The 12,706-nt window shown below is 69.6% G+C and carries 11 protein-coding genes; 5 read left to right on the top strand and 6 right to left on the bottom strand.

The window, feature by feature from the left end; genetic code table 11:
• Nucleotides 1–102: 102 nt before the first annotated feature.
• Together AK36_RS15680 and AK36_RS15675 are read right to left on the bottom strand one after the other, a co-directional pair.
• Nucleotides 103–549 (bottom strand): MarR family winged helix-turn-helix transcriptional regulator, encoded by a 447-nt coding sequence (locus AK36_RS15680; protein WP_014723633.1) that lies wholly within the window; start codon nucleotides 547–549, stop codon nucleotides 103–105.
• A gap of 35 nt (nucleotides 550–584) precedes the next feature.
• Nucleotides 585–2,180 carry an MFS transporter gene (locus AK36_RS15675; RefSeq protein ID WP_011886013.1) on the bottom strand — a complete coding sequence of 532 codons (1,596 nt, stop codon included), beginning with the start codon at nucleotides 2,178–2,180 and terminating at the stop codon, nucleotides 585–587.
• A gap of 104 nt (nucleotides 2,181–2,284) precedes the next feature.
• Here AK36_RS15675 and AK36_RS15670 point away from each other — a divergent pair, with 104 nt between their 5' ends.
• Nucleotides 2,285–3,127 (top strand): EcsC family protein, encoded by an 843-nt coding sequence (locus tag AK36_RS15670; protein ID WP_011886014.1) that lies wholly within the window; start codon nucleotides 2,285–2,287, stop codon nucleotides 3,125–3,127.
• A 373-nt stretch (nucleotides 3,128–3,500) separates the two neighbouring features.
• Here the strand turns inward: AK36_RS15670 and AK36_RS15665 are convergent, their stop codons facing one another.
• The 4 genes from AK36_RS15665 to AK36_RS15650 all read right to left on the bottom strand — a co-directional run bounded on the left by AK36_RS15665 (nucleotide 3,501) and on the right by AK36_RS15650 (nucleotide 7,846).
• A complete protein-coding gene (locus tag AK36_RS15665) occupies nucleotides 3,501–3,935 on the bottom strand; it encodes a CHRD domain-containing protein (RefSeq protein ID WP_011886015.1) in 435 nt (144 codons plus the stop codon).
• 332 nt (nucleotides 3,936–4,267) lie between these two features.
• Complete coding sequence (locus AK36_RS15660; RefSeq protein WP_045578782.1) at nucleotides 4,268–5,041, bottom strand: class II aldolase/adducin family protein; 774 nt, start codon at nucleotides 5,039–5,041, stop codon at nucleotides 4,268–4,270.
• Between the two features lie 151 nt (nucleotides 5,042–5,192).
• Nucleotides 5,193–6,815, bottom strand: a complete 1,623-nt coding sequence (locus AK36_RS15655) for a phospholipase D family protein (RefSeq protein WP_034194792.1) — start codon at nucleotides 6,813–6,815, stop codon at nucleotides 5,193–5,195.
• A gap of 314 nt (nucleotides 6,816–7,129) precedes the next feature.
• Entirely contained in the window at nucleotides 7,130–7,846 is a 717-nt protein-coding gene (locus AK36_RS15650; protein WP_011886018.1) for a FadR/GntR family transcriptional regulator, read from the bottom strand.
• A gap of 133 nt (nucleotides 7,847–7,979) precedes the next feature.
• Between AK36_RS15650 and AK36_RS15645 the strand changes: the two genes are divergently transcribed.
• From AK36_RS15645 to AK36_RS15630, 4 genes are read left to right on the top strand one after another with little or no spacing between them, the layout of a single operon-like run.
• Entirely contained in the window at nucleotides 7,980–8,780 is an 801-nt protein-coding gene (locus AK36_RS15645; protein ID WP_041493889.1) for a (Fe-S)-binding protein, read from the top strand.
• On the top strand, nucleotides 8,777–9,502 hold the full coding sequence (locus AK36_RS15640) for a LutC/YkgG family protein (RefSeq protein WP_011886020.1): 726 nt from the start codon (nucleotides 8,777–8,779) through the stop codon (nucleotides 9,500–9,502). Before AK36_RS15645 ends, AK36_RS15640 begins: the two co-directional genes overlap by 4 nt.
• Entirely contained in the window at nucleotides 9,499–10,944 is a 1,446-nt protein-coding gene (locus AK36_RS15635) for a LutB/LldF family L-lactate oxidation iron-sulfur protein (RefSeq protein ID WP_045578781.1), read from the top strand. The genes AK36_RS15640 and AK36_RS15635 overlap by 4 nt, the downstream gene beginning before the upstream one ends.
• 48 nt (nucleotides 10,945–10,992) lie before the next feature.
• Nucleotides 10,993–12,693 (top strand): lactate permease LctP family transporter, encoded by a 1,701-nt coding sequence (locus tag AK36_RS15630; protein WP_034194788.1) that lies wholly within the window; start codon nucleotides 10,993–10,995, stop codon nucleotides 12,691–12,693.
• Nucleotides 12,694–12,706: the final 13 nt, after the last annotated feature.

Below are 12,706 nucleotides of genomic sequence, written 5' to 3'. Positions count from 1 at the left end.
AGTCGTCGTGCCCGTAGAACGGAAATGAAGTGATGTGACGAGCGCCGGCCGGCGCCGGGCGGTGGGCTCTCGGGCCCGCCGCGCCGCGCCGGTCGCCGCCCTTCAGTGCGGAGACGGCGTCGAGCCGACCTCCGCGATCCGCGACTCCAGCATCGCCAGCGCGCCCGACAGCGCGGTCAGCACGTCGTCCGGCAACTGCGCGACGGTGCGGTCGAGGAACGCCTTGCGGCGCGGCAGGCACGCGTCGAACGCCGCCCGCCCGGCGGCGGTCAGCGTGACGTTGGTCACCCGGTTGTCGCGGGCATCGGACGCGCGCTCGATCCAGCCGAGCGCATCGAGCGATTTCAGCTGGCGCGTGAGCGCGCCCGGATCGATGCGCAGCACCTCGACGAGCTTCTTCTGCGACGCCTGGCCGTCCAGCGTGTGCAGCGCCACCATGATGCGCCAGCGCGGCATCGGCTGCCCGACGTGCGTTTCGAACGCGCTCATGAACGCGCGATACGTGCGTCCGAATTGCTGCAAGATCGCGATGCGGTCCGGTTCTTCCATGCGCTGATGCCTACTCGTTCATTCGGTGAATCGTTTCAATCGGCCGCGACATGCGGTTCGACCTTGCGTCGCAGCGCGATCGGCGGCACGCGGCGGCATTGCCACACCGACACCACGGCGACGACGGCCGCCATCGCGACGCCCAGGTGAATCGCACCGACGAGCGATTCGCGGGCCGCCTCCAGCAGCAGCGCGCCATTATGCCCGGCCGCCGTCAGCTCCGCGACCAGACGGCCTTGCGCCGCACGGTCGATCAGGATCTGCGGATCGGCGAGTTGCGCATGCCACTGCAGCGCGCGGTCGCCGGCCAGCGCATCGTGCACGCCGCTCGAATACATCTGGTTGACGAGCGTGCCGGTCAGCGCGGTGCCGATCATCCCGCCGACCATGCGCAGCGATTGCAGGAGCGCGGTCGCGATGCCGAGGTGCTCGCGACCGGCGGTCTGCTGCGCGAACACGGTGAGGTTCGGCAGCACGAAGCCGAGCCCGATCCCGCCGGCGACCATCAAGACCATGAGCATCCAGCCAGGCGTCGTGTGGGTCGACACGACGACACCCGCGCAGGTGAACGCGAACAGCCCGAAGCCGACGTGCAGCATCGCGTTCGGATGGCGGATGCGCGTGACGACGCGCCCGTTCATGATGCTGCCGATCGTGATGAACACGACGAGCGGCGTGATGACGAGCCCCGCCGCCTTCGGCGACATCCCGAAGCCGCCCTGGAACAGCAGCGGCGCATAGAACAGCAGCGAGAACATCGAGAAGCCGGCGAGCATCGCGAGCACGAACAGCGCCGACAGCGCGCGGTTGCCGAACATGTCGAACGGCAGGATCGGCTGCGCGCAGCGCTTCTCCCAGTGCCACAACGCCATGCCCGCGCCGAGCGCGACTACCAGCAGCAGCGACGCCCAGCTCATCAAGCCGTATTTCGGCAGCCATTCGACGAACAGCTGCAGCGCGCCGAGCGACAGCGCGATCAGCAAGGCGCCGGGCCAGTCGAGCCGCATGCTGCGGTCGTGCTCGACGTGCCGCAGGTGCGGCAGGTAGCGCCACACGAAGAACAGCGACAGGATGCCGATCGGCAGGTTCACGTAGAACACCGAACGCCAGCCGAACGACTGGGTCAGGAACCCGCCGAGCGACGGCCCGATCGCGTTCGCGATGCCGAACGCCGAACTCATCAGCACCTGCCAGCGCAGCCGCACGACCGAATCGGGGAACAGGTCGGGGATGCACGCGAACGCGGTGCCGACCAGCATGCCGCCGCCGATCCCTTGCAGGCCGCGCGCCAGCACGAGGTACAGCATGTCGTTGGCCATCCCGCACAACACCGACGCGCCGGTGAACACGACGATCGACACGATCACGAACGGCTTGCGGCCGTAATAGTCGCCGAGGCGGCCGAAGATCGGCACGGTGATCACCGAGCTGAGCAGGTACGACGTCGCGACCCATGCGTACAGGTCGAAGCCGCGCAACTCGGCGACGATGGTCGGCAACGCGGTGCCGACGACCGTCTGGTCGAACGCGACGAGCATGGTGACGAACGAGATCCCGATCATCGCGAGCAGCGACTCGCGAAACGGCAGAAGTTGCCCGCTGGAATGGTGGGCGGCAGTATGGACCGGCATTTTTTGTTGATGCAATCTTTGACGTGTCAAACAATCGCGAAAGTGTAGCACGTCGGAGTAATCTACGCGGGCATGGGATGGGCGGCGTGCCGCCAGGGAGAACGATGGAACCGATTTCGATCACGCCTGCGGCGACGCTGTCGCCGCAGGACCAGGACGCGCTGCGGCGCGCGAAGCAGGTGCTGGAAAGCCCGTCGCTGACGTTGAAGCTGACCAGCGTGCTCGGTGCGCCGGTCGAGAAGATGATCGGGCGGCTGCCGACGTTCGCGACCGGCAAGATCAACGATGCGACACAGCTCGCGCTGCGCAAGTGCCTGAACATCGCGCTGCGCACGCTCGGCAAGCCGCCTGCGCCCGATGCCGAGCCCGACAAGCCGAGCAACCTGCTGCACAAGCTCGCGGTCGCGACGACCGGCGCGGCCGGCGGCGCGTTCGGCTTCCTCGCGCTGCCGGTCGAGCTGCCGGTCACGACCACGCTGATCTTCCGCTCGGTGTGCGACATCGCGCGCAGCGAGGGCGAGGATCTCGCGGCGGTCGACACGCAGTTGCAGTGCCTGGCCGTGCTCGGCATGGGCGGCGACACGGACAAGCGGGAAGAGGACGCAGATCTCGGCTATTTCGTGCTGCGCGGCGCGCTCGCGCAGGCGATCTCGAAGGCGTCGTCCGACATCGCGACGAAAGGTGTGGCCGCGCACAGCTCGGCGGCGGTGTTCAAGCTGGTGCAGACGGTCGCGTCACGTTTTTCCGTGCAGGTGACCGAGCAGATGGCCGCGAAGTCGATCCCGGCGATCGGCGCGGTGCTCGGCGCGACCGTCAACACGCTGTTCATCGATCACTTCCAGCAGATGGCGCACGGCCACTTCACCGTGCGCCGGCTCGAGCGCAAGTACGGCGCGGCGGCCGTGCGGGCCGCGTATCAGGCGATCGACGGCGCGCCGGCGCGGTGAAGCGCGGGGGTGGGTGCGAGGCGTTGGGCGTTGGGCGTTGGGCGTTGGGCGTTGGGCGTTGGGCGTTGGGCGTTGGGCGTTCGGGCGTTCGGGCGTTCGGGCGTTCGGGCGTTCGGGCGGTTCGGGCGGTTCGGGCGGTTCGGGCGGTTCGGGCGGTTCGGGCGGTTCGGGCGGTTCGGGCGGTTCGGGCGGTTCGGGCGGTTCGGGCGGTTCGGGCGGTTCGCCGGTTCGCCGACTGGCGGTCGAGCATCGCGCGCCTGCGGCGCGATCGGCGCTTACATCTGCCCGAGCGGCGGCCTGTCGAGCCACACGTCATCTCGACCGACTCGCCACCCGCCTTCGACACCCTATATGTCAAACGCCGCCGCGCGCATCAGTTCGCCGGCATCACCTGCCCGCGGATCTCGCCGGCCGGATGCGCCTTCGTATGCACGTTGAAGTACCACTTGCCGCTCGTCAGCTCGGCCACCTGCGCGTCGGTGAGCTCCTTCGAGCCCTTGATCGGGCTCGCGAGCTCGTCCTTCGGAATCGGCACCTGCACGCCGGCGTTCTGGCCGACCGGCGCGGGACCGTGGAAATGTGCGGCCGTCGCCGGCCCCGTCAGGTTTTCGTAAGTGACGGTCCAGCGCAGCAGGTGGGTCGCCGTGTCGTAGGTGGCGTCGACCGCGCCGGCACCCTTGGTCGCGGTGGGCGGCACCTCGCTCGACGGCTGCAGGTTCGCGGACAGACGCACCGTTTCGGCGGCGGCGCTGCCGGCCGCCAGAACGCCCGTGAGCAACGCCACCTGGAGCAAACGCAACTTCGGCATGAATCCTCCTTGTACGACGTGGTACGCCCCGCGGCCGGGGCGCTACGTGATGGTAGTCGATCGGCGCCGATCCGGCAGCGTGCCGAATCCAGGAAGGGACCTTTGCAGCGCAACGCCTGAATCCGCACGCGGCCTTTCGCTACACTCCGTCTCACAGTTGCTTGTTTCCTTCGTCCGAAGGAGTCTGCGAGTATTCACGCGGCCAGCCGGCCGCGTTTTTTTTTGCTCGTCGCGCACGCGATACCCGCCTCGTCCGCCGCTTCGGCGTCGGGCGTCGGCAAGCAGCCCCAAGCAATCTGCCCCGCCGCAGTTACGCATCACCCGCGTATCCATCACGCGCGATACCCCGGATCGATACGATCGACGATACGCTGCAGCGCGTCGAACGCGTCCTGTCCCGCACCGTGCTTCGGATCGAAATTCAGCGAATCGCGCACGCACCGGTCGAGCACCGGCGGCTCGATCGGCAACGGCTCGCCGATCGCGTGCGTCGCCACCTGCACCTCGCACGCGCGATTGAGCAGCCACATCAGCGAGAACGCGTGCGCGAGCGTCGCACCGATCGTCACCGGCCCATGGTTGCGCAGCAGCAGCACGGGCCGTCCGCCCGCGCTCGCGACGATCCGACGGCCCTCCTCCGCATGCACGGTGATGCCCTCGAAATCGTGATACGCGACCTTCCCGTAGAGCTGCGCCGAATAGAAATTCGAGAACGACAGGCCATCGCGCGCGCAGCACACGGCCATCGTCGGCGTCGTGTGCACGTGCATCACGCAGTGCGCGTCGGGCAGCGCCGCATGGATCGCGCCGTGGAACGTGAAGCCGGCCGGATTGATCGGCCAGTCGGAATGGCCGATCACGTTGCCGTCGACGTCGACCTTCACGAGATTCGACGCGCACACCTCGCGGTAATGGAGCCCGAACGGGTTGATCAGGAAGTGGCCGTCCGCGCCCGGCACGCGCAGTGAGATATGGTTGTAGATCAGCTCGGTCCAGCCGAGGTGAGCGAAGATCCGGTAGGCGGCCGCGAGCTGCACACGCGCTTGCCATTCGGCTTCGGAGAAACGGGCGGGACGCGTGAACGGCTGGTTCGGTACACGTTGCATCGGGCACTCCGGTTGCGCACGGGCGCGGCTGCGGCACGCGCGGGCGGCGCCTCGGGTCCGGCCCGCGACGCTGCGCGTATCGTTGTGCGAGCAACTATATCGCCTGTGCCGACACCTCGGTAACACGGGTTTTGCCGGAGCCGCGCCGCCGTTACAACTGATCGTCGACCGGCAGCAGCATGAAGACGCCGGTCATCACGTTGCGCAGCAGCCCGGCATGCGGGTCGACGTGATAGGTGGTGGTTTGCCCGCCGTCGGTGCCCGTCCATTCGAGCGCGGGCGGGCCGCCGCCCGGCTGCGGCGCGAGCGTCACGCGATAGCTCTGGTCGGGCTGCGTCACGTGCGCGAAGATCGCCGCCGCCTGCTGCGCGAGCTGCGGGCTGTGGATCACGAGCGCCAGTTCGGTGTTCAGGTGTGCGGAACGCGGGTCGAGGTTCAGCGAGCCGATCACGACGATCTGCCGGTCGATCACGTACGCCTTCGCATGCAGGCTCGCACGCGAGCGCGAGCCGAACAGCCGCGCGGGCGGCTGCTCGGGCTGCGACTTGAATTCGTACAACTCGACGCCGCGCTGCAGCAACGGCACGCGGTACGGCGCGTAGCCGGCCTGCACCGCGACCGCGTCGGTGGCCGCGAGCGAATTCGTGACGATCGCGACGCGCACGCCGCGCGCGGCCGTATCGCCGAGGATCTTCACGCCGGCGTCGTGCGGCACGAAGTACGGCGAAAACGCGAGAAATTCCGTGCGCGCGCCGCGCGTGAGGTCCGCCAGGCGCTGCATCGGCGGGCTCACGTAGGTGTCGGTCGGCTGCGCGATCTTGTCCGGCGCATCGACCTTGAACTCGGCCGGCGCCCACACGAGTTCCAGCTCGTCGCGCGCGATCTGGCGCGCCAGCGGCGTGGCGTTCAACGGCTTCGCGTTGTACGGGTCGGCGTTGTTGCGCCAGTGCTCGCGCAGCTCGTCGCGCACCGCGTCGAGATCCTTCGGATCGAAGCGCTGGTGGTTCAGCACGCGCAACGGATAGCTGCTCGCGCTCGCCCAGTAGTCGTCGAAGCTCTTCGAGATATCGTTCGTCACCGGGCCGGCCGCGAGCACGTCGAGATCCCGGAACTGCAGCGTCGGGCTCGCACTGAAGTATTCGTCGCCGAGATTGCGGCCGCCGACGATCGCGAGCTGGTTGTCCGCGATCATCGCCTTGTTGTGCATGCGGCGCGTGAAGCTGTCGAGCCGCGTGAAGAAATTGGCCGTGCGCTCGACCATCCCGTACTGCGACGCGCCGAACGGGTTGAACACGCGGATCTCGATGTTCCCGTGCGTATTGAGCGCGGCCATCACGCGGTCGATGTCGCGGAAGTTCAGGTCGTCGACCAGCATCCGCACCCGCACGCCGCGATCGGCCGCGTACAGCGCCGCGGCGAGCAACAGCTTGCCGGTCGTGTCCTCGGTCGCGATGTAGTACTGCATGTCGAGCGTCTTCGTGGCCGCCCGCGCGAGCGCGATGCGCATCTGCAGCGCGGTGGCGCCGTCGGCGAGCAGGCGGAAGCCCGACTGCCCGGGATGTGCGGCTTCCGGTGCGGCCAGCGCCGTGCGCAGCGGCGTCGCGGCATCGGCCGGCAGCGCGTGGGACACGGAGCGCTCGAGCGACGTCGCAGGCGGGTGCGTCGCGCACGCGACGAGCGGCAGCAGCGCGCAGACGACCAGCGCGCGGGCCAGGCGGCACACGGCGCGCCAACACGGCGCGGCCGGCGCGTGCCGGATCAAAGACGTGAGCACGGAGGCTTCCTCGACAGTCGGGTCAACGGGCACGTGAGCGCCGCGGCGCGCGGCGCACGGGCAGTTCCGACCGATTCTAGTGGGCGCCCGACGAGCCGGTCAATCGCGCGTCGAGCGGCGTTCGGGCGCCCCCGAGACCTTGGTTCGAGCGTAGTTCGATCGCGCTTCCGCCGTACTTCCATCGCACCTCCGCCGTACTTCGACTGCACTTCGACCGTACTACGAGCGCACCCGGCACCCCGCCCCCGCCCCTCGCACCACCCCACCGCCAGCGCGTTCAGGCACGGGCCACAGGCGCCGTGGTCCAACCAATCTCACGACGCGGCGCCGTTGCGCTCGAAGTGGCTGCGCACGTAGTCGATATGGGTCTGCATCGCGGTGCGCGCCTCCTCGGGCCGGTGTGCGCAGATCGCATCGCACACCACACGATGCTGCTGCAGCAGCAGTTCGGATGCCTGCTCGTCGTCGGTCGTCATCCCGGCGACGTTGATCGAAATGTGTTCGCGCAGCATCCCGAGCACGCTCGTATGCAGGTGCAGGAACATCGTGTTGTGCGACGCGAGCGCGATCGCCTCGTGCAGCTTCGCGTCGGCCGACGCCTCGACGACCGCGTCGTCGTTCGCATGCGCAGTCTCCAGCTCGCGCAGCAGCCCGCGGATCCGGCGCCGGTCGTTCGCATCGGCACGCAGCGCGGCGAAATACGCGGTCGCGCCTTCGAGCACGCGACGGAATTCGAGGATGTCGTCGCGCAGCGCCGGATGATCGGCGACCAGCTGGCCCCACGGCGACGCGATGCCCGCGCGCAACTGGTCGGTCGCGAACACGCCCGCGCCGCGCCGGCTCTGCAGCAGCCCGCGCGCGACGAGCCGCTGGGTCGCCTCGCGCACGGTATTGCGCGCGACCCCGTACTGCTGCGCGAGCACGCGCTCGGCCGGCAGCCGCGCGCCCGCCGGCCACGTGCCGTCGAGCAGCGCCGTCTCGATCTTGCGCATCACCACTTCGGTCCGGCCCCGTGCCGTCATCGCCGCCATTGCCGTCTCCCCGTTTCGTATCGCTGTCGCGTCGATTGGCCCAACCAATTTGAGCTCCGGCGCCGTCGCGGGAATTATGCAGCGAAATGGCCGCCCGCATGCAGATGCCGGGACGGCGTACCTGGAGCGAGACATGAACCCAAGGCCCTACCCCGCTGTCGCCCCCGCGCACGTGTACCTGTTCGCGACCTGCCTGGTCGACCTGTTCGTGCCGGAAGCCGGCCTCGACGCGGTCCGGCTGCTGGAGCGCGAAGGGCTGACCGTCCACTATCCGCGCGGCCAGAGCTGCTGCGGGCAGCCGGCCTACAGCAGCGGCAATCCCGACGAAGCGCGCCGCGTCGCGGCCGCGCAGCTCGACCTGTTCGGCGACGCGTGGCCGGTGATCGTCCCGTCCGGCTCCTGCGCCGGCATGATCCGGCACCATTGGCCGACCCTGTTCGCCGACGATCCAGTGCATGGCCCCAAGGCCCGTGCGATCGCCGAGCGCACCTACGAACTCGCCGAATTCCTCGTCAACGTGCTGCACGTGCGGCTCGACGCCATCGCGCCGCCAGCCGGCCCCGACGAACGCGTGGTGCTGCACACGTCGTGCGCGGCCCGCCGCGAGATGGGCACGCGCGCCCACGGCGTCGCGCTCGTCGATGCGCTGCCGGGCGTCACGCGCGTCGAACATGAACGCGAATCGGAATGCTGCGGCTTCGGCGGCACGTTCTCGCTGAAACACCCCGATATTTCGGGCGCGATGGTGCAGGACAAGGTGGCGTCGGCGTGCGCGACCGGCTGCGATCGGCTCGTGTCGGCCGACTGCGGCTGCCTGCTCAACATCGGCCATGCGGCCGACAAGGCCGGCGCGAAGCTCGCCGTCGAGCACCTCGCGAGCTTCCTGTGGCGCCGCACGGCCGGCGCGGCGTCGCTGAGCGGAGATGCACAATGAGCGCCCGCGACGCGATCCTCGCGCGGCTGCGCGCCGCCGCGCCCGGCGTCGCCGGGCACGCGAGCGCCGCGGTCGACACGCGCATCGGCGAGCATTACGCCGCGCAGCGCGCCCCGCTCGCCGCCGATCTCCACACGCTGGTGCAGACGATGCAGGCCGCGCTCGCCGCGTCGCATACCGACGTCTGGTGCGCGAGCGCCGACGCATGGCCCGCCCAACTCGCCGCGAAGCTCGCGGCGGCCGGCGTGCGGCGGCTGCTGCTCGACCCGGCCCGCGCCGAAGCCGCGGCGCTCGCGCACGCGCTGCCCGAGACGGTCGCGCCGGTGCCGTTCGATCGCCCAATCGACGCGTGGAAGACCGAACTGTTCGACACGATCGACGCCGGCTTCACGGTGGCGCGCTCCGGCATCGCGGCGACCGGCACCGTCGTGCTCGCGCCCGACGCCGGCACGCCGCGCACGGTGTCGCTGGTGCCGCCGCTGCACGTCGCACTGGTGCACGCGCGCACGCTGCACGCGGACCTGCACGCGGCCGTGCACGCCGAGCGCTGGCATGCCGGCATGCCGACCAACCTCGTGCTGGTATCGGGCCCGTCGAAGACTTCCGACATCCAGCAGACGCTCGCGTACGGCGCGCACGGCCCGCGCGAACTGTGGGTCGTGATCGTCACCGAACCGGCCGATGCATCCGCCGCACCCGCTTTCCAGGAGCTGCCGCGATGAGCGACCAGCCGCTGCACTTCGTCGCCCCCGGCGACTTCAAGACCCGCGCGCGCGCCGCGCTCGACGATCCCGCCTTGCGCCGCAGCTTTCGCGGCGCGATGGACTTCCTGCAAGGCAAGCGCGCGAGCCAGTTTCCCGACGGCGCCGAGCTCGAGCAGCTGCGCGACGTCGGCGAAGCCGTGCGCCGCCATGCGCTTGCGCAGCTGCCGGCGCTGCTCGAACGGCTCGAGGCGAAGCTCACCGAAGCCGGCGTGCAGGTGCACTGGGCCGAGACGGCCGACGACGCGAACGCGATCGTGCTCGGCATCGCGCAGGCGCGCAACGCGCGCCGCGTGATCAAGGGCAAGTCGATGGCGAGCGAGGAGATCGAGCTGAACCATTACCTCGCGGAGCGCGGCGTCGACTGCATCGAGTCCGACATGGGCGAGTTCATCGTCCAGCTCGCGGGCGAGAAGCCGTCGCACATCGTGATGCCGGCGATCCACAAGACGCGCGCCGACATCGCCGCGCTGTTCGAGCAGCACATCGCCGGCACCCGCTACACGGAGGATGTCGACGCGCTGATCCAGACCGGCCGGCGCGCGCTGCGCCGCGCGTTCGCGGAAGCGGACATCGGCCTGTCCGGCGTGAATTTCGCGGCGGCCGACACGGGCACGCTGTGGCTCGTCGAGAACGAGGGCAACGGCCGGCTGTCGACGACAGTGCCCGACACGCACATCGCGATCATGGGCATCGAGAAGGTCGTCGAGAAGCTCGAACACATCGTGCCGCTGGCGAGCCTGCTGACGCGCTCGGCCACCGGCCAGGCGATCACGACCTACTTCAACCTGATCTCCGGCCCGCGCCGCGACGGCGAACGCGACGGCCCGCGCGAGCTGCATCTCGTGCTGCTCGACAACGGCCGCACGCAGGCCTACGCGGACGAGCAATTGCGCGCGACGCTGCAGTGCATCCGCTGCGGCGCGTGCATGAACCACTGCCCCGTCTATACGCGCATCGGCGGCCACGCGTACGGGACCACCTATCCCGGCCCGATCGGCAAGATCATCTCGCCGCACCTGCTCGGCCTCGATGCGACGGCCGACCTGCCGAGCGCATCGACGCTGTGCGGCGCATGCGGCGAGGTGTGCCCGGTGCGCATTCCGATCCCGCAGCTGCTGGTGCGGCTGCGCACCGAGGCGAACCGCAAGCCGGACGAGGCCGTGGCGCACCCGCTGCGCGGCCAGGGCGCCAACTACAACCGGGCGGAAGACCTCGTGTGGCGCTTCTGGTCCGGCGCGTTCGCGCATCCGCGCGCGTATCGCGCGTTCCGCTGGGCCGCGACGCGGCTGCGCGCGCTGACGCCGGCGAAGCAACTCGGCTGGACCCGGCACCGCACGCCGCTCGAGCCGGCGCCGCGCAGCCTGTCCGACCTGCTGCGCGCGCGCGGACAACCCGAATAGCCGCCCATTCAAAACCCGTACCAACAGCAATCCATGGAGGAGACCACCATGCAGGTTTGGCACCAGATCTACACGCCGCTCGGCAGCCTCGGGCTGTCGGCGTTCGTCGCCGCGATTCCGATCATCTTCTTTTTCGTCGCGCTCGCCGCACTGCGGATGAAGGGGCACGCGGCCGCCGCGATCACGCTGCTGCTGTCGCTCGGCGTCGCGATCCTCGCCTACGGGATGCCCGTGCGGCAGGCGCTCGCGGCAGCCGGCTTCGGCTTCGCATACGGCCTCTGGCCGATCGCGTGGATCATCGTCGCGGCGGTGTTCCTGTACAAGATCGTCGTGAAGACCGGCCAGTTCGACATCATCCGTGCGTCGGTGCTGTCGATCACCGACGACCAGCGGCTGCAGATGCTGCTGATCGGCTTCTCGTTCGGCGCGTTTCTCGAAGGCGCGGCCGGCTTCGGCGCGCCGGTCGCGATCACAGCCGCGCTGCTCGTCGGCCTCGGCTTCAAGCCGCTGCACGCGGCCGGACTGTGCCTGATCGCGAATACCGCGCCGGTCGCGTTCGGCGCGATGGGCATTCCGATCATCGTCGCCGGGCAGGTGACCGGCATCGACGCGTTCCACATCGGCGCGATGGCCGGCCGCCAGCTGCCGCTGCTGTCGCTCGCCGTGCCGTTCTGGCTCGTGTTCATGATGGACGGGCTGCGCGGCGTGCGGCAGACCTGGCCGGCCGCGCTGGTCGCGGGTGGCAGCTTCGCGGTCACGCAGTACTTCACGTCGAACCATATCGGGCCCGAGCTGCCGGACATCACGTCGTCGCTCGTCAGCCTCGTGTCGCTCGCCACGTTCCTGAAGGTCTGGCAGCCGAGCAGCGCGAAAGCGACGGCCGGCAGCGTCGTCACGTCCGGCGGCGGCGCCGCGCTCGCCGGCTTCGGTGCCGGCGGCAACGCCGCGGGCTCGAGCCGTCAGGCGTCGCCGTACTCGCTCGCGCAGACCGTGCGCGCATGGTCGCCGTTTCTGATCCTGACGGCCGTCGTGACCGTCTGGAGCCTCGCGCCGTTCAAGGCGCTGTTCGCGGCGCACGGCCCGCTCGCGGCAACCGTGCTGAAATTCCACGTCGCCGGGCTCGACCAGCTGGTCGTGAAGGGCGCGCCGATCGCGGCTGCGCCGAAGGTGCTCGACGCCGTGCTGAAGATCGACCTCCTGTCGGCCGTCGGCAGCGCGATCCTCGTGACGGCGCTGATCTCGATGGTGCTGTTGCGGATGAAGCCGCGCGACGCGCTCGTCACGTTCGGAGAGACGCTGAAGGAGCTCACGCGCCCGATCCTGTCGATCGGCCTGGTGCTCGCGTTCGCGTTCGTCGCGAACTACTCGGGGATGTCGTCGACGCTCGCGCTGATGCTCGCCGCGACCGGCGCCGCGTTCCCGTTCTTCTCGCCGTTCCTCGGCTGGCTCGGCGTGTTCCTGACCGGCTCGGACACGTCGTCGAACGCGTTGTTCTGCTCGCTGCAGCAGGCCACGGCCCACCAGCTCGGCGTGCCCGAGACGCTGGCCGTCGCCGCCAACACGACGGGCGGCGTGACCGCGAAGATGATCTCGCCGCAATCGATCGCCGTCGCATGCGCGGCGACCGGCCTGGTCGGCAAGGAGTCGGAGCTGTTCCGCTTCACGGTGCGCCACAGCCTGCTGTTCGCGGTGATCGTCGGCGTGATCACGCTCGTACAGGCCTACCTGCTGCCGGGCATGGTGCCGTAAGCCCCTCGCGCGG

The organism is Burkholderia vietnamiensis LMG 10929 (assembly GCF_000959445.1).
In the GTDB taxonomy this organism is placed as follows: Bacteria; Pseudomonadota; Gammaproteobacteria; order Burkholderiales; family Burkholderiaceae; genus Burkholderia; species Burkholderia vietnamiensis.
Note: the sequence above shows the minus strand (reverse complement) of the source record. Positions and strands in the feature narration are given on the sequence as shown.

Coding starts and splice junctions, on each gene's coding strand:
- AK36_RS15675 (WP_011886013.1), bottom strand. CDS start 2,180: ATGCCGGTCCATACTGCCGCCCACCATTCCAGCGGGCAACTTCTGCCG.
- AK36_RS15680 (WP_014723633.1), bottom strand. CDS start 549: ATGGAAGAACCGGACCGCATCGCGATCTTGCAGCAATTCGGACGCACG.
- AK36_RS15635 (WP_045578781.1), top strand. CDS start 9,499: ATGAGCGACCAGCCGCTGCACTTCGTCGCCCCCGGCGACTTCAAGACC.
- AK36_RS15645 (WP_041493889.1), top strand. CDS start 7,980: ATGAACCCAAGGCCCTACCCCGCTGTCGCCCCCGCGCACGTGTACCTG.
- AK36_RS15630 (WP_034194788.1), top strand. CDS start 10,993: ATGCAGGTTTGGCACCAGATCTACACGCCGCTCGGCAGCCTCGGGCTG.
- AK36_RS15670 (WP_011886014.1), top strand. CDS start 2,285: ATGGAACCGATTTCGATCACGCCTGCGGCGACGCTGTCGCCGCAGGAC.
- AK36_RS15665 (WP_011886015.1), bottom strand. CDS start 3,935: ATGCCGAAGTTGCGTTTGCTCCAGGTGGCGTTGCTCACGGGCGTTCTG.
- AK36_RS15640 (WP_011886020.1), top strand. CDS start 8,777: ATGAGCGCCCGCGACGCGATCCTCGCGCGGCTGCGCGCCGCCGCGCCC.
- AK36_RS15660 (WP_045578782.1), bottom strand. CDS start 5,041: ATGCAACGTGTACCGAACCAGCCGTTCACGCGTCCCGCCCGTTTCTCC.
- AK36_RS15650 (WP_011886018.1), bottom strand. CDS start 7,846: ATGGCGGCGATGACGGCACGGGGCCGGACCGAAGTGGTGATGCGCAAG.